21 protein-coding genes are annotated in these 24,359 nt (G+C 62.1%); 3 read left to right on the forward strand and 18 right to left on the reverse strand.

The features are described from left to right. Positions 1-89: 89 nt before the first annotated feature. The 11 genes from AUR_RS03630 to AUR_RS03680 form a co-directional block, all read right to left on the reverse strand. Positions 90-1,502 (reverse strand): M23 family metallopeptidase, encoded by a 1,413-nt coding sequence (locus AUR_RS03630; protein ID WP_043426089.1) that lies wholly within the window; start codon positions 1,500-1,502, stop codon positions 90-92. Between the two features lie 50 nt (positions 1,503-1,552). Then, the gene (gene ftsX / locus AUR_RS03635; protein ID WP_021471905.1) at positions 1,553-2,467 is read right to left on the reverse strand and encodes a permease-like cell division protein FtsX; all 915 of its coding nucleotides are present in this window, start codon (positions 2,465-2,467) and stop codon (positions 1,553-1,555) included. Further along, positions 2,464-3,228 (reverse strand): cell division ATP-binding protein FtsE, encoded by a 765-nt coding sequence (gene ftsE, locus AUR_RS03640; RefSeq protein WP_031216372.1) that lies wholly within the window; start codon positions 3,226-3,228, stop codon positions 2,464-2,466. Before ftsE ends, ftsX begins: the two co-directional genes overlap by 4 nt. 226 nt (positions 3,229-3,454) lie before the next feature. Then, positions 3,455-4,570 (reverse strand): peptide chain release factor 2, encoded by a 1,116-nt coding sequence (gene prfB / locus AUR_RS03645; RefSeq protein ID WP_031216370.1) that lies wholly within the window; start codon positions 4,568-4,570, stop codon positions 3,455-3,457. A 67-nt stretch (positions 4,571-4,637) separates the two neighbouring features. Continuing rightward, the gene (locus AUR_RS03650) at positions 4,638-5,087 is read right to left on the reverse strand and encodes a pilus assembly protein TadG-related protein (protein WP_062097235.1); all 450 of its coding nucleotides are present in this window, start codon (positions 5,085-5,087) and stop codon (positions 4,638-4,640) included. Beyond that, positions 5,084-5,512 (reverse strand): hypothetical protein, encoded by a 429-nt coding sequence (locus AUR_RS03655; RefSeq protein ID WP_128397047.1) that lies wholly within the window; start codon positions 5,510-5,512, stop codon positions 5,084-5,086. The genes AUR_RS03650 and AUR_RS03655 overlap by 4 nt, the downstream gene beginning before the upstream one ends. Further along, the gene (locus AUR_RS03660) at positions 5,496-5,939 is read right to left on the reverse strand and encodes a TadE/TadG family type IV pilus assembly protein (protein WP_062097239.1); all 444 of its coding nucleotides are present in this window, start codon (positions 5,937-5,939) and stop codon (positions 5,496-5,498) included. The genes AUR_RS03655 and AUR_RS03660 overlap by 17 nt, the downstream gene beginning before the upstream one ends. Continuing rightward, positions 5,939-6,127 carry a hypothetical protein gene (locus AUR_RS03665; protein WP_031216367.1) on the reverse strand — a complete coding sequence of 63 codons (189 nt, stop codon included), beginning with the start codon at positions 6,125-6,127 and terminating at the stop codon, positions 5,939-5,941. The genes AUR_RS03660 and AUR_RS03665 overlap by 1 nt, the downstream gene beginning before the upstream one ends. A gap of 134 nt (positions 6,128-6,261) precedes the next feature. Further along, a complete protein-coding gene (locus AUR_RS03670; protein ID WP_062097241.1) occupies positions 6,262-7,203 on the reverse strand; it encodes a type II secretion system F family protein in 942 nt (313 codons plus the stop codon). After that, positions 7,200-8,057: a type II secretion system F family protein gene (locus tag AUR_RS03675; RefSeq protein WP_021471897.1), complete on the reverse strand. Its 858-nt coding sequence runs from the start codon at positions 8,055-8,057 to the stop codon at positions 7,200-7,202. The genes AUR_RS03670 and AUR_RS03675 overlap by 4 nt, the downstream gene beginning before the upstream one ends. Further along, complete coding sequence (locus tag AUR_RS03680; protein WP_062097243.1) at positions 8,057-9,280, reverse strand: TadA family conjugal transfer-associated ATPase; 1,224 nt, start codon at positions 9,278-9,280, stop codon at positions 8,057-8,059. Before AUR_RS03680 ends, AUR_RS03675 begins: the two co-directional genes overlap by 1 nt. 285 nt (positions 9,281-9,565) lie before the next feature. Here AUR_RS03680 and AUR_RS03685 point away from each other — a divergent pair, with 285 nt between their 5' ends. After that, positions 9,566-12,289 carry a GH25 family lysozyme gene (locus AUR_RS03685; protein ID WP_321171910.1) on the forward strand — a complete coding sequence of 908 codons (2,724 nt, stop codon included), beginning with the start codon at positions 9,566-9,568 and terminating at the stop codon, positions 12,287-12,289. A gap of 237 nt (positions 12,290-12,526) precedes the next feature. Next, the gene (locus AUR_RS03690) at positions 12,527-13,873 is read left to right on the forward strand and encodes a neutral/alkaline non-lysosomal ceramidase N-terminal domain-containing protein (RefSeq protein WP_021471894.1); all 1,347 of its coding nucleotides are present in this window, start codon (positions 12,527-12,529) and stop codon (positions 13,871-13,873) included. A 71-nt stretch (positions 13,874-13,944) separates the two neighbouring features. On the opposite strand, the gene AUR_RS03695 is transcribed toward AUR_RS03690, so the two are convergent. Both AUR_RS03695 and AUR_RS03700 read right to left on the reverse strand, forming a co-directional pair. Then, a complete protein-coding gene (locus AUR_RS03695) occupies positions 13,945-14,382 on the reverse strand; it encodes a hypothetical protein (RefSeq protein WP_241650850.1) in 438 nt (145 codons plus the stop codon). Positions 14,383-14,570: 188 nt separating this feature from the next. Beyond that, on the reverse strand, positions 14,571-15,347 hold the full coding sequence (locus tag AUR_RS03700; RefSeq protein ID WP_164888653.1) for a hypothetical protein: 777 nt from the start codon (positions 15,345-15,347) through the stop codon (positions 14,571-14,573). A gap of 367 nt (positions 15,348-15,714) precedes the next feature. Here AUR_RS03700 and AUR_RS03705 point away from each other — a divergent pair, with 367 nt between their 5' ends. Then, positions 15,715-19,014, forward strand: coding sequence for a chitobiase/beta-hexosaminidase C-terminal domain-containing protein (locus AUR_RS03705; RefSeq protein ID WP_241650851.1), 3,300 nt, complete (start codon positions 15,715-15,717; stop codon positions 19,012-19,014). A gap of 120 nt (positions 19,015-19,134) precedes the next feature. On the opposite strand, the gene AUR_RS03710 is transcribed toward AUR_RS03705, so the two are convergent. The 5 genes from AUR_RS03710 to AUR_RS03730 all read right to left on the reverse strand — a co-directional run bounded on the left by AUR_RS03710 (position 19,135) and on the right by AUR_RS03730 (position 24,357). Further along, positions 19,135-20,091 carry a glycosyltransferase family 2 protein gene (locus tag AUR_RS03710; protein WP_021471890.1) on the reverse strand — a complete coding sequence of 319 codons (957 nt, stop codon included), beginning with the start codon at positions 20,089-20,091 and terminating at the stop codon, positions 19,135-19,137. Positions 20,092-20,094: 3 nt separating this feature from the next. Then, positions 20,095-20,580, reverse strand: coding sequence for a GtrA family protein (locus AUR_RS03715; protein WP_062097249.1), 486 nt, complete (start codon positions 20,578-20,580; stop codon positions 20,095-20,097). A 2-nt stretch (positions 20,581-20,582) separates the two neighbouring features. After that, entirely contained in the window at positions 20,583-22,694 is a 2,112-nt protein-coding gene (locus AUR_RS03720; RefSeq protein WP_062097251.1) for a DUF6541 family protein, read from the reverse strand. A 73-nt stretch (positions 22,695-22,767) separates the two neighbouring features. Continuing rightward, positions 22,768-23,499: an ABC transporter ATP-binding protein gene (locus AUR_RS03725; RefSeq protein ID WP_021471887.1), complete on the reverse strand. Its 732-nt coding sequence runs from the start codon at positions 23,497-23,499 to the stop codon at positions 22,768-22,770. Then, positions 23,500-24,357: an ABC transporter permease gene (locus tag AUR_RS03730; protein ID WP_021471886.1), complete on the reverse strand. Its 858-nt coding sequence runs from the start codon at positions 24,355-24,357 to the stop codon at positions 23,500-23,502. It lies immediately after the preceding gene. Between the last annotated feature and the right edge of the window lie 2 nt (positions 24,358-24,359).

Raw genomic sequence — 24,359 nt, forward strand, 5'->3', positions numbered from 1 at the left:
CTTGCTGGTTGCGGATTCCAACCCAGTGTACGCCAGGGATGAGCCGGCTCTGTGCCGTGGCGGAATCAGTTCGCTCAGGGGAAAAGACGCTACAGGAGGGTCATGGGATCCACGGCTGCACCGTTCAGCCACGTCTCAAAGTGCGCGTGGCAGCCGGTTGAGTTGCCGGTGCTTCCCGAGTAGGCGATCAGCTGGCCTTGCGAGACCCGCTGCCCGTTTGCCACCACGATGCTGCTGTTGTGGTAGTAAATGGTGGTCAACGAGTTTCCCTGAACAACCCCATGGGAGAGCTTGACGCGCCAACCGCCACCATCAGCGGAATTCCACCCGGAGTTGAACACCTCGCCGGCCGCCGCGGCATAGACCGGCGTGCCACACGATGCACCGAAGTCGATGCCCGTGTGCATGTAGCCTCCCGTGCCGTAGAAGTCGATGGTACCCGGCGGGGTCGCTCGCCAGCCGAAGCCGGAAGTGATGGGCACGTAGTTGGCAAACGGGTGTCGCAGGCCAAAGGCCGACGGCGACCCTACCGGCGGAACGTACACCGGCTCCGGCGGGGCCGGCTTGCCCTGCGCCGCAGCGGCGGCTGCAGCTGCCGCAGCCGCTTCGGCGGCGAGCCGGCGCTGCTCGGCTTCCCACGCCTCGCGCAACTTTCGATCGCGCTCCTCGATTTCGGCTGCCACGGTGTTCTGCTCGGCCTTGACCCGTGCTAGGTCCGCCTCGATGCCGGGCTTGGCTGCTTGGAGCTGGCTGTTGAGCCGGGTGGTGTCCTCAATAAGCTTGTCGACCTCGGCCTTCTTGCTGGCCGCTTCGTCCCGAGCGGCCTTTTCGCGCTCGAGGGCTGCGTCAGCCTTCGCCTTGAGGTCCTGAATCTCAGCTTCCACTGCTGCCAACCGCGCCTGCGAGTTGACGTTGGTGGCGTTTTGCTGGGTCAGCTTGGTCATCGCAGCGTTCTGGCTGCGCATTGCCTGATCGGCAAGGTCCATGGACTCTGTCAGGCTGCCCGATTCATCCGAGCCGAAGAGCAAGGCAATGTTGGTCGGCACCCCGCCTGACTTGTAGGCCTGGGAAGCAATCTGCCCGATCAACTTCTTGGTATCGGTGATCTTCTGCTTGTCGCTCTCAAGCTGCTCGGTGATCTTGGCCTTGTTCTGCTGCGCCAGCTCAACCCTGGCCGCCAATGCCTCGACTTCCTTGACGGCACTGGCTACTCTGCCCTGGGCTTCCAGGAGCGCTTGCTGGGCACCGGGAAGGCGGCCCTGGTAGATCACCAGATCCCCGGCCGCCTTCGCGATCTTTGCGTCGACGAATTCGAGGGATGCCTGTACCCGGGCAGATTCAGCCTCAAGGGCTGCCTGCTGGTCGTCCAGATTGTCTGCTTGCGCGGCCGGAACGCCCGAAAGGAGGCTTGCAGCCAGGCCGGCCGCTACGACGGCACCAAGAATCCTTGCTTGTCCGGACGCGAGGCGCCGGCGAAGAGATGTCCGGTCCATCGTGCTCATGGGGGTTCCTTTGCGTTTGCCGGCGTCGGGGGTTTGTTCTCGATCCACGGCTAAACCTTCAAGTAGCGCCGGAGGGTCAACAACGAGGATATCCCGGCAAGGCCGCCGCCAAGTGCAATGAGCACCGGTGCCAGTACCAGAACCTGCGTCGACGAAATGAACGGTGTATTCAAGAACTGCCTGGAGAGATCGCCGTTGAGCCAGAAGTGCGCCATCAGCCACAGCGTGAGGGAGGCCAGGACAGCACCCACGACGGCGGCTATCACCCCTTCCAGGATGAACGGCAGCTGGATGACTGTCTTCGACGCGCCCACAAGCCGCATGATGCCCGTTTCCCGCCGCCTGCTGAACGCCGAAAGCCTGATGGTGGTGGTGATCAGCAGCACTGCGCAGAAGATCATCACGGCTGCGACACCAACCGCCACCACGGAAGCACCGTTCATCCAGGAGAAGATCCTCTCCAGGACCTGCCTCTGGTCGCTGACTGTCTCGACGCCCGGCTGGGATGAGAAGGTCTCGCTGATGATCTGGTACTTTTCCGGGTTCTTCATGTTGATCCGGAACGAAGCCGGCAACTGGTCCTCGGTGACCGAATCCACGATCGGCGAGTTGGAGAACTGGTCTTTGAAGTGCTTGTAGGCCTCGGCCTGCGACTCGAATTGGAAGTCGTTGACGTACTGCTTTACGGCCGGCGACTCGAGCATTGCCCGGATATTGTCCTGCTGCTCTTTCGTGGCGGGTCCGGAGGCGCAACCAACGGTGGTGGAGCCATCGTTGCACAGGAAGACGGCAACCTGGACTTTGTCGTACCAGTAGCCCTTCATCTGGTTGATCTGCATTTGGAGCATCCCGGCTGCTCCCACGAACGTCAGCGACACGAAGGTCACCAGCACCACGGAGATCACCATGGACAGGTTCCGGCGCAACCCGCTGCCGATTTCCCCGAGGATAAACAGAAGCCTCACAGCTGGGCCCCCTGGGCGCGGTTGATTTCTTCGTCGCTTGCATCGCGGAGCCTCCGCGACTCCCCCACCACGGGAATCATGGACGTGTAAAGGGCCTTGGCTTCATCGCGGATGATCTTGCCGTTCTGCAGTTCCACCACGCGGCGGCGCATCTCGTTGACGATGTCGTCGTCGTGGGTGGCCATGACCACGGTGGTGCCGTTCTGGTTGATCTTGTCCAGTACGCCCATGATGCCCATGGACGTGATGGGGTCAAGGTTGCCGGTGGGCTCATCGGCCAGCAGGATTCCAGGCCGGTTGACGACCGCCCGGGCAATGGCAACACGCTGTTGCTCACCGCCGGACAGTTCATGCGGCATGCGGCGCTCCTTGCCTTCGAGGCCCACGGTCTTGAGGACTTCCGGGACTGTCTCGCGGATGATGGAGCGGCTCTTGCCGATCACCTGCATGGCGAAAGCCACGTTGGCAAAGACGTTTTTCTGCGGCAGGAGGCGGAAATCCTGGAAGACCACCCCGATGCCGCGGCGAAGCTTGGGGACGCGCCAGCTTGAAATGTTGGCTACGTTCTGGCCGGCCACGTAGACAGAGCCGGACGTCGCTTTGTCTTCCTTCAGGATCAGCCTCAGGAAAGTGGACTTACCCGAGCCCGAGGCGCCCACGAGGAAGGTAAACTCACCGCGGTTGATCTCAAGGCTGACAGCATCGAGCGCCGGTCGCGCGTTCTGCTCGTAGACCTTGGTGACATTCTCAAATCTGATCATGACCCTTTTGACCCCGCCGGACATGACTTTTTGGCCCAGTCCAACAGCCGGAGCGCGGGCTTTCGAATGGGGGAAGTGAGAGCACCGGCCTCTCGACTATACGCAGGGGCAGGTGGCGATTCGGCCGGTTTGAGGGGCGTGTCGCCAAAACCGCACCCACTGGGGCGCTCCCCCATCACGGACAATTCCCGTTTGCCGCACTGCTACGGGCGAGGGGGGACCGGACCTACTCGGCAGCGTTGCGGTTGCCGGTACGCCAGCGGATGCCTGCATCGATGAAGTCATCGATGTCGCCGTCGAGCACCGCGGACGTATTTCCTACCTCGTGCTCGGTCCGGAGGTCCTTCACCATCTGGTACGGGTTCAGTACGTACGAGCGCATCTGGTCACCCCAGGATGCTTTGACGTCGCCGGCCAGGGCCTTCTTCTCGGCGTCCTGCTGCTCTTTCTTGAGCAACAGCAAACGCGACTGGAGTACCCTCAGCGCGGCAGCACGGTTTTGCAGCTGTGACTTCTCGTTCTGCATGGACACCACAATTCCGGTGGGAATGTGGGTGAGCCTGACGGCCGAGTCGGTAGTGTTGACGGACTGTCCGCCCGGGCCGGAAGAGCGGAAGACATCCACGCGGATCTCATTGTCCGGGATCTCGATCGAGTCGGTCTGCTCAATCAGCGGGATGACTTCCACTGCAGCAAATGACGTTTGCCGCCGGCCTTGGTTGTCAAAGGGGCTGATGCGGACCAGGCGGTGCGTGCCTGCCTCGACGCTCAGGGTCCCGAAAGCATATGGAGCCTTCACTTCGAACGTGGCCGACTTCAGTCCCGCTTCTTCGGCATAGGAGGTGTCCATGACAGTGGTCGGGTAGCCATGGCGCTCTGCCCACCGCAGGTACATGCGCAACAGCATCTCGGCAAAGTCGGCGGCATCCACACCGCCCGCTCCTGCACGGATGGTCACGACGGCTTCACGTTCGTCATACTCGCCGGACAGCAGTGTCACGACCTCGAGTTCCGCGAGCGCCTTGCGGATGGATTCGAGCTCCTTTTCCGCTTCGGCCATCGAGGCCTCGTCGCCCTCGTCCTGGCCCAGTTCCACGAGGACTTCCAGATCGTCAATCCTCGCGGCAAGCTTGCTGAGGCGTTCCACCTCGGACTGGCGATGGGACAGGCGTGACGTCACTACCTGGGCTGACGCGGGATCGTCCCATAGGTCCGGGGCTCCGGCTTGCTCGCTCAACTCCGCGATTTCGGCCTTGAGGCCTTCGACATCGCTGACGTCTTCGATGGAGCTGTAAGTGGCGCGGAGCGCGCGGATTTCTGCGGGAAAGTCAATCTCAGCCATGGTCATTCAAGCCTACGCTATTGGCGGCTCACGCCTTGTGCGGTTGAAGAAGGGCCCGGTTCGGGCGTCATTGTGTCAACCGTGACCTCGCGGCTGACGTGGCTTCCACGTAGATGCCTTCAGGAAGCAGGAAGCTGACCACCGGCGGATGGGCTACAGCGGACAGTGTCACCAGCGCAGTTCCTCCAGGACTGCTTCGTGTCCCCGGTTCGATGTGCAGCTGGTCATGATGGGCATAGGCGTCACTGGCTGCCAAGTACGTCTGGACAGCAGCGGACACCCGTTCATCGCCCAATGACACGGAAGGCGCGGCGCCACCTTCCATGTCTCCGGCCATGAAAGTGTCCGACGCTGCGAGCGCGGCACCGTCGGCCAGGGACAGAAGCTTCTTGTGCTCTATATAGACCGCGGAAACGGCCATGACTACCGAGGCCGTCAACAGCGCCAGGAGGACAAATCCAATGGACAGCACTGCTATCTGCCCCTCCTCTTTGGGATGGGTTTCCTGCCGGCTCATCTGAAGCGGCCGGCCTTCTGTGTTGCAGAGGCATCCAAGTGGGCAGCATCGAGTTTCAAGACATCCCCAAACGGCACCATGGGCAGATGTACTGACAGGTGGACTGAAACGGACACCGTTGCCCCGGGCGAGGGGCATTGGGGCCTGTCGCACGAGACATCCACAGTTACTGCCTCTGCCGTGTAGCCATAGTCGCTCAACGCGACGGCCACCGCTTCCTCGGCAGCTGCCAGCGCCTGCCCGGGCTCCGGTTCGGACACAAAGACCTTGGCCGCTTGGTCGGCAGCGGCCACGACTGCGAACATGCCCGCCTGTATCTGGCCGATGGTGACAATGAAGTAGACAACAGGAACCATGAGCATGACAGACAAGAGCAGGAACTCAACCGCCGCACTGCCGGTCTCATCCTCAACCAGCCGCAGCATTCCCCGCCTTGGAACGTGGAGCCGTGATGACCGCATGGCCCGTGACCTGTAATGCGTGGCCAGGACCGATCAGGCCGAAGATCGGCAATGGAGCCTTGACGGTCACCTCGAGTGTGGACCGACCCTCAATGTCGACTTCCCTGGTACTGATATCGGATCCGAACCCGCTGTTGACGCTCGTGCCGATCAGTTCGTTCGTCCTGGCTACGGCGTCAGCCGGGGTCCGATCCGCCAGTGCGCCATATCTGGCCCCCGAGGCAGCAGCGTCAATCAGCAGGTTTCGGACATGCAGGACCAGCATCAGTTGGATGACCGACATGAACAGAAGCGTCAGCACTCCCCCCACAAGGACAAAGTCGACGACGGCGGATCCGCGTTCCCGCGCTCCGCTGTCCGTGGGAGGAGACCCGCCCGTCGCCCAAACCATCACTTGCCTACTTTGGCGATGGCCTGGTTGAAGAGGCCCTCAAGTGCCGGAGACGCCAAGGCCAGGAGGCCTGCAACCAAGATCGCTGACATCAAGGTGATCATGACCCAACCCGGAACGTCGCCCCGTTCGGGATGGTCTTCCTCGTACCCGACCAACTTTTGTCCAAGGGTCGTAGCCGCAACCATAAGGCGGGCCGCCGGGGTCCACGGTGCACGAGGGTCCGATGCGTGGTTCTCTTCGATTCTTTTCATGTCACTCCTATGAGTTGGTTGTGATGGTGATCAGTTCTGTTTGCTGCGGCTGGAGTCGTGGGGCCTCGTCAAAGACTGATGTCCAAGGCGACCACGGCCGGGAAGGCCGCAAAGATGACGGTCAGGGGCAGGACGCCAAAGACCAGGGGGACCATCATGCCGATTTCCTTGCGCCCGGCCGACTCCATGAGCTCCCGCTTGGCTGCATCGCGGACGTCGGCCGCTTGGGCCCGCAAAACCTCGGCCAGAGGCGTGCCCCGGTCCACAGCCACCACCAGACCGTCCACAAAGCGGACTACCGCCGGCACCTCGGTCCTTGCGGAGAAAGCCTGCAACGCTTCAGTGAAGGGTTTGCCGGATCGTGCGTCGGCCAACACCTCAGCGAACTCCTTGGCGAGTTCCCCGTTGGACGTCCTGCAGATCCTTTCCATCGCATTGAGTGCGCTTTCACCCGCCGCCACTGCAAGTGCCAACAGCTCGGCAACACCCGGGAACTCCGCCAAAAACGCCGCCTCGCGCCTCTTTATCCTCAGGTCCAGGACAAAGCTCCGCAGCAAATACCCGCCCGCAGCACTGCCCGCAACGGCAATCAGCGCTGCGAGGGGGAGGAACCTTCCGGAAACCGCGCTCGCCAGGACCCCGAGCACCGCAAGCAGGACTCCGCCGGCCGCCCACAGCAATTGCTCGGCCCTGAAGTCGACCACTGACTTCGCGGCACCTGCCCGGGCCAGCTTGCGCGCAAGGGCGGTCCCGCCGGGATCGAAACGAGCCAGCAAGCCGAGCCCCTCGCGAACCACCGGCCGCAGGATGCGCTCCAAAGGCCCAAAGGGTGCAACATCCCGGCCGATCGGGCGAAGGAGACGGGAGTGGAGATTATGGGCCCTTAGTTGCGGCTCCACCCTGTCCTGGAAAGTTGGCTTCCGCATGAAAGGCAACCTCACCATGACAAGCCAGGATCCTGCCCCCAACAGGAAGCCAAGAGCGACCGCTGGACCCAAAGCGGCCGTCATCGAAGCACCCTGACATCTTCTGGCAAGGCACCGATCCGTAGCATGAGTGAGTAACAGGCCACCGACACTGCCAGTCCGCCCAGAAGCACTCCGGCTCCGGTGCCGGAGTTGTACGCCGCCATTGCTTCCGGCCTCCCGGCCATCACCACCAGCACGATCCAAGGAGCCGCCACGGCGAGCCTTGCTCCGTTCACGGTCCACGACTGCCTGGCTTCAAGCTCACCCCGGGTCCGGCTGCTTTCGCGCAAGAAAGCAGCAAGGGTGCCCAGCATATGGCCCAGGTCCGAGCCACCGACTTCCCGTGTCATCCGCAGTGCTTCGACAATCCTGTCCGCAACCGGATCCGCAAGCCGCTCCTTGAGCTTGTCCAATGCAGGTTCAAAGTGTCCGCCCGACCTGTAATCTGCGGCGAAATCAACAAACAGGTGCCGTAGTTCTTCGGGCCCCTTGTAGCCGAGTTGAACCAAGGCGTCGGGCAAGGACAGACCTGCCCGGATGCCGGAACGCAGGTGGTCTACGACGTCGGGCCAAACCTGCCGCAGGCTGGATCGCCGCCTCTTGGCCCGTCTCCGAACCACCGCAACGGGTAGCCATGCGCCAAAACATCCGAAGCATGCAGCAACAGCGGGCGAGCCCGTCCCTGCGAAGAACAGGAGCATGACCACCAAGCCCAACCCTGCGCAGCTGATGATGAGGCCTGCTCCCGAAACCTTCTCAATCCCCGCAGAGAGCAGCAGGAGTTCCAATCGACCCGGCCCCTTGGGGGCGGCTACTCCGGTTCCGGGGACGGACCACGCCGACCACCACATCAGGAAGACTCCCACCCCGCATGACAGCCCCAGCAACGCCGCCATCAGTTCAGTTCCAGCAGTTCGGCAACATCGAAGCCTGCTCTCGCGAACTTTTCCGGCGCGGGCATGGAGGTCCCCCTGGGGCGCAACCGTCCCTCGCTCATCTGGAAAACCGGCGAAGATTCAATCACGCCGTTCTCAACCCGCCGGCCCAGAGACAAAATCTCGGTCACTTGCCTGCGTCCCGTAGTGTGGCGGCTGCAATGAACCACAAGGTCAATGCAGGAAGCGACCGTAGGAACAACGAACGCGCTGGAGATGTTCGATCCCGCAAGGAGTGGCAAGGTACAGATTTTCGTCACGGCATCGTGCGCCGAATTGGCATGGACGGTGCACATTCCGGGAAGGCCGGAATTCAGGGCTATCAACATGTCCAGGCTTTCGGCCTCCCTGACTTCGCCCACCACCAGGCGTTCGGGACGCATCCGCAGGGCTTCCTTGACCAACTTCCGCATGGGAATTTCGCCCTCGCCTTCCAGGTTCGCCTGCCGGCATTGGAGGGCGACGACATCCCGAAGGGGAAGTTGAAGCTCAAAGATCTCCTCCACCGTGATCACCCGCTCACGGGGACCGATGCCGGAGGCCAGGCAATTGAGCATCGTCGTCTTTCCCGCCTGGGTGGCCCCTGAGACGAGGATGTTGAGTCCGCTCGCTACAGCTGCTCCGAGGAACTTGGCCGCTTGGGAATTAAGGCTGCCCAGTTCCACGAGGTGTTCGAGCCTGCGCGCCTTGGCAATGAATTTCCGGATATTCACTGCCCAGTGCTTCCTGGTGACGTCGGGGATGACCACGTGCAGCCGCGAGCCGTCGGGAAGGGCGGCATCAACAAAAGGCGAGGACACGTCCAACCTGCGCCCGGAGGTTTTGAGCATCCGCTCCACAAGGTCCCGGACCTGCTGCCCGGTCAGGCTTATATCAGTGAGTTCGGATTCACCGTTGCGTGCAACGAAGACTTCGTGTGGAGCGTTGATCCAGATCTCCTCGACGCTGGAGTCGTCCAGCAGTGGTTGGAGCGGCCCGAATCCTGCCACGGCATCGAAAATGTGGCGGCGTGCCACGTCCACAGGACCCATATGGGGCAACGGGGCCAGAAGCGATCTTTGGCCATAGTCATTGATGGCCGCGTCAACTAGCAGCCGCACTTCTCCGGCTTCCTCGAAAGGATCCAGCCCCTGCCTCCGGACGAGCTCGCGGACCTCACCTTCAATAATGCGCAGCGCATCCATGGAACCCCCATCAACCAGGAACGTATAAACGAGAGGCGTATCTCGAGATATTTACGCTAGGGCAGCGGCGGACCGGCTCAAAAGGGGCGTGGTGGAGCTTGTGGATAAGTGGCTGCGGCCGTCCCATGTGCAGCATCAGTCCCACTAGTCACTCCAGTTTCCCGAGTGTTAGGGTAATGCCCGATAGGAGCTGGCCTTTGGTCCCTTATGCAGGCGCCCGCCCCGGAGCCTGTTGGCAAAGCCACTACTTACCGCGGAACCGCGGTACAGGCCGGAAAAATGGATATGACGAGTAACTCAGTACGCTCTTTTCCACGCAGGTCTCTGGCCAGGACCGGGATAGGCCTCGCTTTGGCCATCGTGGCCGGGACCTTCCTCGTGGGCCCCGTTAAGGCAGTTGAGCCGGGCCCCCGGCCTGCTCCCCCCTCGCAGACCACGGAGTCGGCCGCAGTCAACCAGGAGTATCCGCCCATCGGGCCAGGCAGCCCTGAGCAAGCCGCGCCTCGGCCGGGGGCAAGCGTCGGCGGAGAACCGGCGGCTTCCACCGCCGTCGAACCTTCTGCCGCTGAAGCCCCGGACTCTGCCGCCAGACACAAGCGGGACGCGAGGACGCAGGCAGTAAACCCGGGCCAGCCTGGCGGCCCTGTGGACCCTGAAGCCATGAAAGCGGCCATGCGGGCAGCCATTCCCGCCGGAGGCGCGGAGATGGGCCAGCGATCGCCCCGCGTGGCAGCGGCGAAGGAACAGGGCAGCACGTCAACCCCATCGGGGTCACGGGGAGTCGGCAGCATCGTCCCCATGGCTCCGGATCCCGGACATTGGCGTCCAACGATCGGAGTGCAAGGCCAGGACGTCAGCGCCCACCAAGGCAACGTCAACTGGCAGAGCCAATGGAACATGGGTTCCCGCTGGGCTTACGTCAAAGCTTCAGAAGGCAACTACTACCTCAACGAGAATTACGCACAGCAATACAACGGTTCCCGCAACGTTGGCATGGTCCGGGGCGCCTACCACTTCGCGATCCCCAACTGGTCCTCCGGCGCCGACCAGGCCAGGTACTTCGTGGCGAACGGTGGCGGGTGGACGGCCGACGGTTACACGCTTCCGCCGGTGCTGGACATCGAGTACAACCCCTACGCAGGCCGGACCATCAACGGCTTTTACTTCGGCAACACCTGCTATGACATGTCCAAGGCCCAACTCGGACAGTGGGCAGCGGACTTCGGCAATACGGTGAAGGCACTGACGGGACGTTTTCCGGTCATCTACAGCACCACGGACTGGTGGAATACGTGCGTTGGCAATTCCACCTTCGGCAGCTACCCGCTGTGGATTGCCTCCTACTGGTCCAACCCCACCAACTCTCCCGGTTCCATGCCGCTGAGCTGGGGCAATTACACGATGTGGCAATACAGCAGCACCGGGCCTTTCGAGGGCGACTCCAACATCTTCAACGGCAGCTACGATCAACTGCGGACTTTCGCCCGAGGTGTCTCCTACCCGTCCAACCCCGCCATCAAGTCCGGCGCGGACATCCTGACCACAAACGCCTCAGGAAGGCTTGACGCATTCAGGGCAAGCGGTACGGGCAAGATCACCGGCCCGTACACCATTGGGTCGGGATGGTCGGATGCAACAGCCGTATACGTCGTGGACTGGGACCAGGACGGCGTCCAGGACATCTTGTCCCAATGGTCCGACGGGACGTTGAAGGTCTTCCGCGGAGCCCCGGGCGGCGGCTTCTATGGAGCAGTCCAGGTGGGCTCAGGCTGGGAGGAAATGTCACTCACGGTGGGCTGGTGGAACCTGAAGGACCCCTATCCCGGAGTCATCGGCCAAGACTATCTGGGCAACCTCTACCGCTACTCGAACACCCGGGGCGGCGCGCTTGGCAACGGAACGCTGATCGGCACAGGCTTCAGGGGGCACCAACTCAACCAGCTTGATTTCGACGGCGACGGCAGCCAGGACATGGTCACCCGTACTGCCGATGGCGCCCTCCGGCTATACCGATCCAACGGAGTCGGCGGCTTCCTCAATGAAACGGCAAGGGTCGTCGGAAGCGGCTGGTCCGGGATGAGCGCTGTCAGCTCCGCCACCAATTTCAGCGGTTCGGGTTCCCAAGGCCTGCATGCACGTGCCGGCAATGGAGACCTCTATTACTACCCCGTGTCGTCCGGAACGTGGGGCACCCGCAGTCTCATCGGCCTGGGCTGGAACGATGCGAGCCTCATCAGCGGGGCTGCATTGGACGTTGAGACAACCCAGGGCCTCGACGAGGAAGACGTGCTGGCCGTAAGGCCGGACGCCAACCTCTACCGGTACCAAGGAACCGGCTCCACGGCGCTGTCACCCCAAGACCTCATAGGGACGGGATGGAGCGGCCTCAAAGCCGGTTTCGTCACCGACTGGAACAAGGACGGGGCATTGGACATCGTGGCGCAGTGGTCCGACGGTCGTTTGACCGTCTATCCGGGACGAAACGGCAGCGGTTTCGGTGACCCGATCTCCCTCGGCAGCAACTGGAAGAACTGGACATTGACCGTCGGTAGTTGGAAGAAGGCCGATCCCTACCCGGGCATCGTCGGCTACGACGCGACCGGTCGCCTCCACTACTTCAGGAACCCGGGCGGGAAGACTGTGTCCACGGGCGTTTCCATCGGCATCGGCTGGTCAGGCCTGGATATCGCACAACTGGATTTCGACAAGGACTCCAACGTGGATCTCCTGGCCAAGACCCCCAGCGGGGACCTTAAGCTGTACCGGAGCAACGGCGCCGGCGCCTTCGCCGCCGAAGCTCCGCGCGTCGTGGGGACGGGCTGGGACATCATCTCCAGCTACAGCGGGGTCCGCAGCTTTGCCGGCGCCGGTTCAACCGGAATCATCGCCCGCACCACCGACGGCGAACTGCGGTACTACCCCGTCGGAGCCAAAGGTTCCTGGGGAACACCCAGCAGAATCGGCACCGGCTGGAATGGCCTGACGATCTTCTCCGCTGCGGCCAGGTAACACCGGCGCTCCGTGCAGGCCCGTCCCGGGATTAGCTCCAGGGACGGGCCTTTCGCCTTTTAAAGCGGGTCCATCCAAGGGCCCGGCATTAATCTCCTTTCAACCGCCAAATTTCCGGTATTGCGTGGTCTAATAAAGGTGGTCTCACGTTTTGGCTGTTCAGTGCATTCGGGAAACGGGCTTTGTTTGGGGGCAAACGAAGATCATCCCGCAGCGCGCAATCAAGGAGTGATTTTTATGGCGTTTAGGATAGGAACTGCCAGCGCTGACATAACGCCGTCCCTGAGCACCAATCCGTACATGGCGGGATACGGGACAACGGACGGCGGACGGGAAGCCACCAGCAGCTCCCCTTTCGAACCTCTGTACGCACGGGCCATCCTCATCTGGGAAGACACGCACCCGCACATCATCATCAGCCTGGATGTCCTGGCGCTGCCGCGGGCCATGCACCAGCGGATCAGGACCAGGATCCTTGCATTGGCCGACTGGTCCAGCAGCGACATCCTGATCCAGGCCACGCATACCCACAACGGTCCCGCACTGATTGATACCCTGCACCCCTACATGGCTTACGGGTTGTCGGACCTTGGCTTGGTGCGTTCTTACAGCGACGACCTTGAGGACACTATCGTGGACCTCGCGCAGGAAGCCCTGGACGCCGATGAAACGCCCGTGACCTTCGACTACAAGGTCTCCACACAGAATTTCTCCGCCAACCGGGTGGGCCTCCCCTACACTGAAACGGCAGTGCCGGTCCTCGTCGCCCGGCGTGGGAACGGCACCCCGGCCGCAGTCATATTCAGCTATGGCTGCCACCCGATCAGCGCCGGCCTGCGTACCCTTTTCGACGGAGATTTTGCAGCGGGAGCCTGCAACTACATCGAGAACCGCAACCCCAACTGCTTCGCCATGTTTATCCAGGGGCCGGCCGGGGACCAGGATCCCGGCGGTGTCCGCAGCTGGGAACTGCGGGACCAGCACGGCGACGCTTTGGGCGCTACCGTCAACTCCGCGATGCAATCGGCAGGCCGGGCCCTCAGCGGTCCCATGGTGACCAGGTACCAGGAGGTCCAGCTGCCGCTGGACATCACCGCGACGGCGGGGAACCTGGCCGCAGTCAGGGCCGCCTACGTGGCACGTTTGGGCAACCCGAACGGGCAGCCCCAGTGGTATCAGCGCCACGCGCAGGTGATGATCGGCCGCATCGACAGCAACAGTTACAAGACCGCGGTCCCGTCCCCATTCCAAGTGTGGAAGTTCAACGGCAGCCCACAGCTGAAGATCGCCATGATCGGTGGAGAACTGGTCAGCGGCTACGCGGCCTATTTCCGAAGCCGGAACGGCGGCACCAACGGAATCATCGTGGGCGGCTATGCCAACGAGTCCTGCTGCTACATCCCCAGCAACGAATTCTTTCCGCCCTTTATGCCCTTGGGCAGCTACGAGGGAGGGTGGGAACCGGACTTTCCTGGAATTGCCGGTGGCTCTATGACCGTTTACGGTCATCTGGCCCATTTCAAGGCAGGAGCCAACGGGGTGGAAACCACGCTCATCAATGCAATGAATTCATTATTGGCCTGAATTCCAGGCAGCCTAAAAGGGCGCGCACCTCGAAAGGGGTTCGCGCCCTTTTGCGCTGACAGGAATTACCTCTATTTCGCTCCGGCAGCTTTTAGCCACTTGGTAAAGACGGCAGCCTGCGGCGCCAAAGGAGCCAAGGCCAGGGCACCTTTCACTATCGGGACGCCGTAGGCGGCCAGTGCCGCATTGAGGGTGCGCGGGTCAGTTCGGGTGCACGCCCGGATGATCCGGAGGCACAATTCGGTCTGTTGTCCGGCGGGAGCCCCCGCCGCCACAGCGACGTTAACTGCCGCAGTTTCCTCCGCCGTCAGGACATGGGCCCCAGCACCGACGTAAGCCACCAAGCAGTCAGTGATGCGCAGGTAACGGGTAGACGCCCACACCTCTTCCAAGCTGGAGAACTTGCCGATCAGGCTCCCGTCAGCGGCCGTGCATGTGAACTGGTATCTCACCAGCGGTTCCGGTCTCTCCTTGGCAACTTTGTCATCACCTGCCACGACCGGTGCCATGTCAAGGGCGGAGGTTTGGGACGAATCAATTTTGGTTCCTGAGCAACCGGCCAAAGCAATCGTTGCAACGCCGAGCTGAAGAACACTGCGCCTGCGCATGTCCACCGAGGGATCCCCACTTCATTCGGATGCTCCCCAGCTCCGCATGCATTGGTTATTCGCCCCACGCCGTTTCCGGCTGCGTCTCCCTACATCTTCCCCCAAATTCCGCATTTGTCACTAGTAAAGTTTTGGCCGTCCTCCACCCGCACCCCTTGCGCCGCGTCTGTGGAGCCTCCACTGGCTGTCAATGCGCCGGCGTCTGTCCTCACCGACCACTCGCATTCCCCCGAAGAAGGACCGGGCTTGACCACTTGGTAGGTGCCGGATTGCAGGCCCTCCCCAACGCGGTGGCTGCCGTCCCCCACACGAGTGCCCTCTGCCCACGCGGCGATGATTTTGCCCTGCGGTGCGTCGGGGCAAAAGTCGGCCGCAGCCTTCAGCGATTCCCTGGAAGCTCCGGCAAAACCGTCGGGTCCGGCTTCGTCGCTGACCCTGGTGCAGAGACCCAGGACCCGCAGCATCACGTTCACTTCGTCCTCTGCGGCGACGTCCCGGGAAGCCACCTGGATTGCTTCGGCTTCACGCTCCGTAGGTTGAAACGGCTGCGGCCCTTGATAAGTGACTTCGCAGGAATCCATACGGGTGTAGTTCGTTGCTGCCCAGACTTCGGCAAGGCTCGACAGCTGAACCTCCGGCGAGGAATCGAGGCTGGTGCACCGGTACGCGTACCGGCCCGGAGTATCCTCCCCCGGCCCGTCGTCGCTTCCGTCGCCGTCGGGGGGCGGTACGGACGACGGCGACGATGCGGGCGGCGTCGTCGTCTCCCCTTGGGTGAATCCCGACGGCGTTGGGCTCTCCGATGGCTGCGGCGACGGGACCACACAGCCTGTCAGCAGCAAAAGGGATAGAGCAGTTAGTGGCATGAGCCGGCGCATTGTGACCTCCACCTCCATCGTGCGTGGCGGTACATCGAGGGGTCAAGACGCGGCCGTGACGGGGCTTACCGAAGTCCACAGAAAATGCGGTAGTGACAAATGTGAAAATTGAGTCGAAGATGTACTAAGACGCAGCCGGAAACGGCGTGGGGCGAATAACCAATGCATGCGGAGCTGGGGAGCATCCGAATGAAGTGGGGATCCCTCGGTGGACACGCGCAATCGCAGTGTTCTTCAGCTTGGTTTGGCATGTCTTGCACTCGCCGGTCGCTCAAGAACCTCTCATAAAACCCTCCCGCGCCCTGATCGGGCCAACCGCGGCTACGGGCACCGCCGTCGCAGGCTCACCGCTCTGGTGGCCGCGGCCAGCCTCGCCACCGCGAGCCTTGCCGGCTTGGCGGGGGCGGGACCCGCGGCAGCCGACCAGGCGCGCCAGACCCTGGCAGTAGGCCTCACCAAGGCAGCCGGATCCATCGTCGATCCGGATGGCCGGATCTGGGTCTCCGATGCCAGGGCCGGTTTTTGCCGTGTCACGGAGACTTCCGGCGCTGTTACGGGCGGATTGGAAACCAACACCTGCCTTGGAGGCACCCTGGCCGGAAGCGATGACGGACCGAAGCTTCCGGGAGCCCCTGCCATGGTGGACCCGACGCCGGGGAATCCGGGCAGCGGTGACGAGATCGCTTTCATTCCTGATGCCGCCGTCGGAAGTTCCGAAGTGGTGCGTGCTTCGTGGAACTCCGGAAGCAGTGTCTTCGAGTACGACAGCCGCCTGACCATTTTCGACGGCGACCTTCGCCCGAATGCGGCCAGCGACGGCCCTGACGGGAATATCTACCTGTCGTTCGCCAACGCCCGGATGATCCTCAAGATCGTGGACCCCACGGCGCTGCATCCGAGTATCGAAAACATAGCCTCCGTTAACTCAAGTGCCTTGGGACTGGCCGCCACGCACCGCAACAGCGCCGGTAACGTCGTGGTCTATGTCGCTGAAACCTCGGGGCTGACAGTCTTCACCGCACCCGATGACGGGGATCTCACCAACTATATCCCCTCGCCGCTGTACAACGTCGGCAAGCCGACGGCCATCTACTACGACTGGGAGTCACCCCTCGTCCTGTACACCGGTACGGGCGGCGGCACCACAACAGCTGATGCGGGCAAAGACACGATCTCCCGGATCGACCTGAGCACAGACACGGTGGACAACCAGTGGGCTTTGGGCTTCAGCAAGATCGGCGGGCTTCACATTCGTGACGGGAAGCTGCTGGTGATGGAAGACCCCGGTCAGCTGGAGACGGCCAAGCCGACCCAAAAAGGCAGGCTCTTGAGCCTTGGCGGCGTTGTTCCGTCCATCGTTAGCGGTCCGACCGCCGCAAACGGCGGCCAGGCACCGAACCCGGCCTTCACCAACGACTCCACGCCTACCTTCACTGTGGCCTCGACGCCGCCGGGAGGAGCACTGGAATGCAGCCTCCAGTTGAGCACTGCCACCCCGGTCTGGCAGGTTTGCACCAACGGAACGTTTACGCCCCCTACCGCCTTGGCGGCAGGCGCCTACACGTTCTCCGTCCGGGCCGCTCCGTCGGGGACGCCGGTCTCCAGGTCATTCACCATCGACCTGGCGGCACCTGCAGCCCCCGTCATCACATCCCCCGCTGCAGGAGCAACGGTCAATGGATCGCCGGTCCTCGGGGTCACCTCGGAAGCTGACTCCGTCCTGACTTGTTCCATCGATTCCACAACTACGTTTACGCCCTGCGCCAACGCGCAGACGTTGACCCTCTCCACTGCCGGCCAGCACATCATCAGGGTCCGGGCGACGGACAGGGCCGGCAACGTCAGCGCAGATGCCGCTGTGACGGTCACGGCGGACCTGACGGCGCCCCAGGTGAGCATCACCTCGCCGGCAGAGGGAGCAACGGTGGGCCTTTCGCCGTCGTTCGTCTTTGCCTCCACATCAAGCGACGTGGCAGGCTTCAGGTGCAAGCTGGGATCGAACGCCTTCACGGAGTGCACCTCGCCCAAGACGTACACGGATGTTCCGAGTGGCCCGGCGACGTTCACGGTCGAAGCCCGTGACCAGGCAGGGAACACCTCCACGGCCACCCGAACGGTGACCGTCTTCGCGCCGGATACTGCGGCGCCGGTTGTCACGGTGGACCCCTCGGCAGGAACGTACGGTCCAAACAGGACCATCACCCTGTCGGTCAACGAAGCCGCGAGCATCTACGTCACCACGGACGGAAGCACGCCAACAGCTTCCAGTCCCGTGTACTCAGGACCAATCCCCCTGACCACCATGACCCTGAAGTACTTTGCGCGGGACACGGCAGGCAACTCGTCAGCAGTGGCTACGCAGGCCTACGTCCTGGACAACACTGCTCCGTCGTTGACCATCACCCCGGCTAACGGAGCTTACGCCTCGGGCCAGCTGGTCACCATGACGGCCGGTGAGTCCGGCAGCACCATCTACTACACAACGGATGGGTCCAACCCAGGAACGGCGGCAGGTGGCAGCACCAAGGCCTACACTGCACCGTTCGCGATCACCGGGAACACAACGGTCAAAGCCTTGGCAGTGGACGCCTTCGGCAACTCGTCAGCGGTGGCCACGCGGACCTACACGGTCCTCGATACCACGCCTCCCGTGGTGACCGTCAACCCACCTGCTGGAAGCTACCCGGCAAACCAGCAGATCACGTTGACGGCCAACGAAGCAGGATCGAGCATCTACTTCACCACGAACGGCACGAATCCCACGGCCACGGCCGCCAACAAGTACTCCAGCCCCATCACGCTAACGTCGTCGATGACTCTGAAGTACTTTGCGGTTGATCCAGCGAACAACAGTTCCGCGATCGTCACCCAGGCCTACACAGTGACCGTGCCTCCCGCCAATACATGGAAGGACTACAACGGCGACGCCAAGAACGACGTCGTGGCACGCGACAATGGCGGCACGCTGTGGCTCTACCCCGGAAACGGCTCCGGCGGTTGGCTCACACAGCGTTCGATCGGGACCGGTTGGAACTCGCTCACGTCGATTGTGCCCACCAAAGACTTCAACGGCGACGGCCGAAGCGACATCCTGGCGCGGGATTCCAACGGCGTCCTGTGGCTCTACCCCGGCAACGGCAGCGGCGGTCTGCAGCCACGCGTCCAAGCCGGGACGGCGTGGAACGGAATGACCATGATCATCGCTCCCGGTGATTTCAGCGGCGATGGGAAGGCCGACCTGCTGGCCAGGGACTCGTCGGGCATTCTGAGGCTCTATAGGGGGAACGGCACCGGTGGTTTCGGTACTGTCTCGCAGGTGGGCACGGGATGGAACGTCATGTCAGCCATCCTGAGCACGGGTGACTTCAACGGGGACGGCAAAACCGACGTCCTCGCAAGGGATACGTCCGGACTGCTGTGGCTCTACCCGGGCAACGGCACCGGAGGCTGGCTTAGCCGTGTACAAGTGGGAAGCGGTTGGAATTCCATGACGGCGATCCTCGGACCGGGCGACTTCAACGGGGACGGCAAGAACGACGTCCTGGCCCGTGATTCCGGCGGCAGCCTCTTCCTCTACCCCGGAAATGGAACCTCCGGCTGGCTCTCAAGGAGCCAGGTCGGTTGGGGCTGGGGAGGATTTACTTCCCTTCCATGACGCCCTGGCAGGCAGTTCCCGCCGATCCGTAACCCGGCGGGGACTACCCGGCGGATAGGAAAAGGCCCGGACACACACAGTGTGTCCGGGCCTTTCGCTGTCGTGGAGCCTGTTAGGGCGTCAGGCACGTTCCTTCATGGGATGCATCGTTGGCCTGTCGGGACTTGCCTGAATGTCCAGTTGCAAGGAAACGAGCAACATCTGGACACCCAGCACAAAGGGCACCACAGCAAGCATCACCGACCCCGCCGTCGGAGAACCGACGCTGGCCGCGAGCACCCAGGCACCGACACCAAGACCCATGACGATCAGCGCCAGGCCTGCGATGAGAAGCAAGGCAACGGCTGAGAAGGACCACACCATATACTTCCACCAGACACGGCGCCAGAAGCCGCCGAACAACATGGCCAGAAGTTCGGGAATGACCTTCCGCAGCTTGATGCTGGAAACTTCATTTCCATACACAGCCGGGATGGGAACGTCGACGATCGGGACATCAAGGATGTTGAGGTGGATCAGGAGGTCGTTCTCAAAGCTGTAGCGGGCCGCCACTTTATTCATCGGAAGCCTGCGGAGGACCTCGGTCCGGATAGCCGTGTAACCGTTCTGGGGGTCGAAGATGTGCCAGTACCCCGAAGCCAACTTGGTCATAAAGGACAACACGATGTTGCCGAAGATCCGGTAACCGGGCATTCCGGCAAAGGACTCGCCGGAGAAGAAGCGGTTGGCCTTGGCGAACCCGTAGCCGTCAACCACCGGGTCCAGCAGCTGGGGCAGGTACTCCGGATCCATCTGCGCGTCGCCGGCCATGACCACGTTGATGTCCGAGCCCAATTCCATTGCGGCTTTGTGGGCCGTCAGGACAGCCCCGCCAACACCCTGGTTCACTTCATGGCGGATGAGCGTCACGCGTCCGTCATCGGCGCGCCGGGCAGCTCCCGAAGTGTCGTCGGGGCTGCAGTCATCGACAATGACGATGTGATCGACGAAATCCGGCATGGTCTTGATGACCTGCCCGATGTGGTTCTCTTCTTTGTAGGCCGGTACGACCGCGGCTATTCGAACGCCTCGATACATCGCTTATCCTTCGCTGCTCTTTGGTGTGAGGTTCTGTGGTGGTGCGTCGGTTTCGGACACTCCACCGGACTTGTGGCCGGCATCCGGCACAGGCTTCTTGTGCGGAAAGATCCAGTGCTTGTAGATGAAGTAGTTCCAGCCCATGGTGACAGCGGTCGCCACTACTTTACCGATGACGTAGCCGGCTCCCAGGAACTGGAAAAGCTCAACGATTCCCATGACGGCCAGGGTGTTGAAAACCAAGAGGACCGAGTACCGGAGCACCCCGCCCAAGGCCGTCCCGCCTCCGCCGAAGGCGAAGTGGCGCTGCAAGAAGTAATTGAAGAAGAAACTTCCCCAGAAACCTGCGCCTGTGGCGAGCCACAGCGGCCACCCGAAGACCTGGAAGCACAGAGCCAGCAGCCCCAGGTCAACCAGGAAGCTGAGCCCGCCGATCAGCAGGAACCGGAACAGGCTGGAGGTGAAGAACTTGGTGATGAAAGCCTTCATTGTCAGCAGATCCTTCCAAGCGGGGCGATGCCGTCAGGGTTCCGGTTCTCAAGGATTCCCGGAACGCCATCGACTTGGACGCGATCCTTGGCGGCCGCATCGAAGGCTTCTTTGCCACCGGGCAGCTGGGCCCAGTCGATCTTGTACAGTGCTGCATTGCCCTCGCGGGCAACGAGCTGCAGGTACGGAATAGAGTCCGGCTGGGTCAAACCCTCTTTGGGCTCATCCCACGCGCGGATCCGGCCATCGGCAATGTAGACCCATTCGATGCCGAGTTCAGCCGCAGCCTCACGCGCTGCTGCATCCGTGGCCAGCTCCGGGAGCTTCTGCAGCACCAGCAACTGCCGGTTGGTTGGCAAGATCTCGAAGTGCCGGATCATGGGCATCCGGTTTCCGAGGGCGTACATCCACACGGAGCCGTCGCAGGAGTCGTTGAGGACAGTGGCCTCTTCCGGCACGTACTGGTCCATCCTGCTCAACAGATCCACTTCGTCGACGCTCAACGTGGGACCGTCCACCTTGGTGTTGAGATTGATACGTTCGGCATTCTGCTTGAAGTATGGAATGGCAGCAATACCTGCTGCCAGCAGGACCACCGACGCCGCTGCCACAGCCACGAGGCGACTGGGCCGCCGTCGAGCATCACGTCCGGCCTCAGGGGACTGCCGGCGAGCGCGGACCCTGCGGACCACCCACTCAGTTGCCTCCGCGGCCTGGGCAACACCCAACCCCGCCAAAGGAACCAGCAGCATGACCAGAATCCCGAAGATCCGCCATTGGTCGTCATAGAACGGCGCCGTCAGGTTCAGGAAGCGGGGGCTCTCGCTACCCATCGTGTAAACCGAAAGGAAAGCGAAAGCAAGAACGGGTCCGAAATACCACCACATGCGGATCCTGAAAACGACCGCAAGACACCCCAACGCCACCAGTGCAGTCAGGACGGGCATGGCGATGGAGCCGTGGTGAAGGAAGATGATGTTTTGGATGGCGCCATTACGGTCGGTATCCGGGGCCCACATCATCTTGGAGACGCGTTCGGACTCCTTGAGCATCTGCTGGATGATGGGCAAGCCCAACACAACAGCCAGCACCCCGGCGACGGCCAGGTAGACCGTGATCCCCAGAACCCGGCCCTTTCTCCTGACCAAGGCTGACAAGAACCAGAAAATCAGGAGCGGCAGGACTACGAACGCCAAGGAGGGGTGGACCGCAATGAGGCCCACGGCCCCGAAGGAGATGCCCGGGATCCAGAAGTAGCGGCGCTCAAGGGCGCCCTTGATGGCCAGGAACGCGAAGGGACCCGCCAGGACCATTCCGGCAAAGAAAGGAATCAACGGCCCACGCCACAGGAGGTCATACGGGTAGACGGTGAACCAGCCTGACACCGCGCCTGCTGCAGCAACCGCGATCGGCCGCCGGGTCAGCACCATGGTCAGCGCCATCGTGCTCAAAGGCAACTGCACGGCCATCATGACCAGGACGAACACATTGAGGAAGACGGGGAGGCTGACCCCGGTAAACGGCCATACCAAAGAAAGCAGTGCATGGAAAGCTATGGGATAGCTTCGAATCGGAGCCTCCGGTATGGAGGTGTCGTAGTAGGCGAAGTTGCCGGCAATCCCCGGGTCCCATTCATGGTTTACCGAAATCAAACGAATCATGTTCGCGTGCCACGGGATGTCCCAGTCCTGGTTGATGCCCAGGAGGCCTTCCGTACCCACGGTCCATGAGACCGCGGCAACGGTACCGCCGGCTACCAGACCGGCCAGCAGGATCCACCAGGCCCCGGCGATGTGGTGCTTCCCGAAGAGCCCGGCGCGACCCGGATCGTGCGTGCCGAACCTTTCCGGGAATCTTCGCTCCAGGAAGATCCGAAGGGCGAAAAGCACGACGGCCAACAGCAGCAGGACTCCGGCAACGGGCAGGAGCTGCCAGCTCATTCCCAGGGAATGGCCGGTGACGCCAATGACTGTCAGGGCCCCCATTCCAAGCAACGGCGCCACGACGGGCAGGACGGTGCGACGAATTCCCAGTGCTTCACCAAGCAGCCAGCCCGGCCCCCACCACAACACGACAATCAGGAGTACACACAACAGCAGCGGGCCGATACCCATTCCTACGGTCGCCTTTCTTAGATGCTTCCACTAGCCATCCGTTGACAGACGACTTTTGGCGTTTGGAGGCCGGTTAGTTACGATCCCTCAGCCAGGCCACGGCCTGGTCCGCTGGACCTTCGAACTGGACGGTACCGGAAGAAAGGACCACTCCCCTGTCACAAATGCGGGAGATCATATCCAGGTCGTGGCTCACCACCACCAGTGTGCGTCCCTCATCAGATAACTGCTTGATCTTGGCCAGGCACTTGCGTTGGAAGGGCTCATCACCGACGGCCAGAATTTCGTCCACGAGGAAGATATCCGGCTGGGTGTGCACCGCCACCGCAAACGCGAGGCGGAGGAACATACCCGAGGAGTAGAACTTCACCTCAGTGTCGATGAATTGTTCAATTTCCGAGAACGCCACGATTTCATCAAACTTGGCGTTGATTTCGTCTTCGGTCATCCCAAGGATGGCTGCATTCAGGAACACGTTCTCGCGACCGGACAAATCAGGGTGGAATCCAGCGCCGACCTCAATGAGGCCCGCGACCCTTCCCTTCGTTCGGACTGTGCCCTTGTCCGGAAGGATGACGCCGGAGATCAGCTTCAGCAGCGTGGACTTGCCTGAACCATTGAACCCCAACAGTGCCACTGTCTCGCCGGACTGGATCTCGAAGCTGACGTCGTGAAGGGCGTCAAACTTCTTGGAAAGGTCCCCCTTGCGCCCCTTGGCGAGCCACACCAGCGTCTCTTTCATGGAATGCGAGTGCCGCAGATTGAAGGTTTTCTTCAGGTTCTTGACGATAATTGCGGCGCCCACTCAGACCTCCTGCGCGAAGTGGCCCTCAAGCCGGCGGAACACCAGCTGGCCGATGATAAGGAACAGGGCCGCCATGCCAAGACCGGCGAAGCCGGTCAGCAACAGGTGCGGAGGCAGCTCTACAGGCTTGGTCACCGTCGGGTACCAGAATGCCCAGTGGAACAGCTCCACGGCCACCGTCACCGGGTTCAGCTGGTAGATCGTCAGCGCCCAGTCAGGAGCCAGGCGACGGATCATGGTCCAGTCGTAAAGGACCGGAGAAGTCCACGTAACCACCATCATGAGCATGTCGACGATGTTTTCGGCATCACGGAAGAAAACGTTGATGGCACCTGCCAGCAAGCCAAGGCCCGTAGCCGTGACGGCAACAATCACAAAGCCCAGAGCGGCCCCGAACAGCTGGACCGCGTCGGGTCGCCACCCGTTGAGCAGGGCCGCGGCAAGCAGGACGACCAACTGAGGCAGGAAGTGCACCGCTGCAACCCACACTGATGCCACCGGGAAAAGCTCCCGGGGAAGGTAGATCTTCTTCACCAACGGCGCGTTCCACACGATTGAACGCGTTGCGTTGGAGAAGGCCTCCGTGAAGAAGTTGACCACAATCACGCCGGAGAACATATACAGCGCATAGTTCGGGATCTGGTCGCCCACCCGGAGAACGATGCCCAATGCCAGGAAGAGCACCACATACTGCACGAGTGGCTTGACGTAGGACCAGGCCAACCCCAGTACCGAACCCCGGTATCGGACCCGGAGTTCCTTGCGGACAATCAGTTTGAGGAGGTACCGGCGCCGGAAAACGTCCAGCAGCCCGGCACCAACCCCGGGAACAGCATATGTATCAGTCGAGTCGGCCATTG

This window comes from Paenarthrobacter ureafaciens (genome assembly GCF_004028095.1).
Taxonomy (GTDB): Bacteria; Actinomycetota; Actinomycetes; order Actinomycetales; family Micrococcaceae; genus Arthrobacter; species Arthrobacter ureafaciens.

Coding starts and splice junctions, on each gene's coding strand:
- AUR_RS03630 (WP_043426089.1), bottom strand. CDS start 1,502: ATGAGCACGATGGACCGGACATCTCTTCGCCGGCGCCTCGCGTCCGGA.
- ftsE (WP_031216372.1), bottom strand. CDS start 3,228: ATGATCAGATTTGAGAATGTCACCAAGGTCTACGAGCAGAACGCGCGA.
- prfB (WP_031216370.1), bottom strand. CDS start 4,570: ATGGCTGAGATTGACTTTCCCGCAGAAATCCGCGCGCTCCGCGCCACT.
- AUR_RS03650 (WP_062097235.1), bottom strand. CDS start 5,087: ATGAGCCGGCAGGAAACCCATCCCAAAGAGGAGGGGCAGATAGCAGTG.
- AUR_RS03655 (WP_128397047.1), bottom strand. CDS start 5,512: ATGCTGCGGCTGGTTGAGGATGAGACCGGCAGTGCGGCGGTTGAGTTC.
- AUR_RS03660 (WP_062097239.1), bottom strand. CDS start 5,939: ATGGTTTGGGCGACGGGCGGGTCTCCTCCCACGGACAGCGGAGCGCGG.
- AUR_RS03665 (WP_031216367.1), bottom strand. CDS start 6,127: ATGGTTGCGGCTACGACCCTTGGACAAAAGTTGGTCGGGTACGAGGAA.
- AUR_RS03670 (WP_062097241.1), bottom strand. CDS start 7,203: ATGACGGCCGCTTTGGGTCCAGCGGTCGCTCTTGGCTTCCTGTTGGGG.
- AUR_RS03675 (WP_021471897.1), bottom strand. CDS start 8,057: ATGGCGGCGTTGCTGGGGCTGTCATGCGGGGTGGGAGTCTTCCTGATG.
- AUR_RS03680 (WP_062097243.1), bottom strand. CDS start 9,280: ATGGATGCGCTGCGCATTATTGAAGGTGAGGTCCGCGAGCTCGTCCGG.
- AUR_RS03685 (WP_321171910.1), top strand. CDS start 9,566: ATGACGAGTAACTCAGTACGCTCTTTTCCACGCAGGTCTCTGGCCAGG.
- AUR_RS03690 (WP_021471894.1), top strand. CDS start 12,527: ATGGCGTTTAGGATAGGAACTGCCAGCGCTGACATAACGCCGTCCCTG.
- AUR_RS03695 (WP_241650850.1), bottom strand. CDS start 14,382: ATGGCACCGGTCGTGGCAGGTGATGACAAAGTTGCCAAGGAGAGACCG.
- AUR_RS03700 (WP_164888653.1), bottom strand. CDS start 15,347: ATGCCACTAACTGCTCTATCCCTTTTGCTGCTGACAGGCTGTGTGGTC.
- AUR_RS03710 (WP_021471890.1), bottom strand. CDS start 20,091: ATGTATCGAGGCGTTCGAATAGCCGCGGTCGTACCGGCCTACAAAGAA.
- AUR_RS03715 (WP_062097249.1), bottom strand. CDS start 20,580: ATGAAGGCTTTCATCACCAAGTTCTTCACCTCCAGCCTGTTCCGGTTC.
- AUR_RS03720 (WP_062097251.1), bottom strand. CDS start 22,694: ATGGGTATCGGCCCGCTGCTGTTGTGTGTACTCCTGATTGTCGTGTTG.
- AUR_RS03730 (WP_021471886.1), bottom strand. CDS start 24,357: ATGGCCGACTCGACTGATACATATGCTGTTCCCGGGGTTGGTGCCGGG.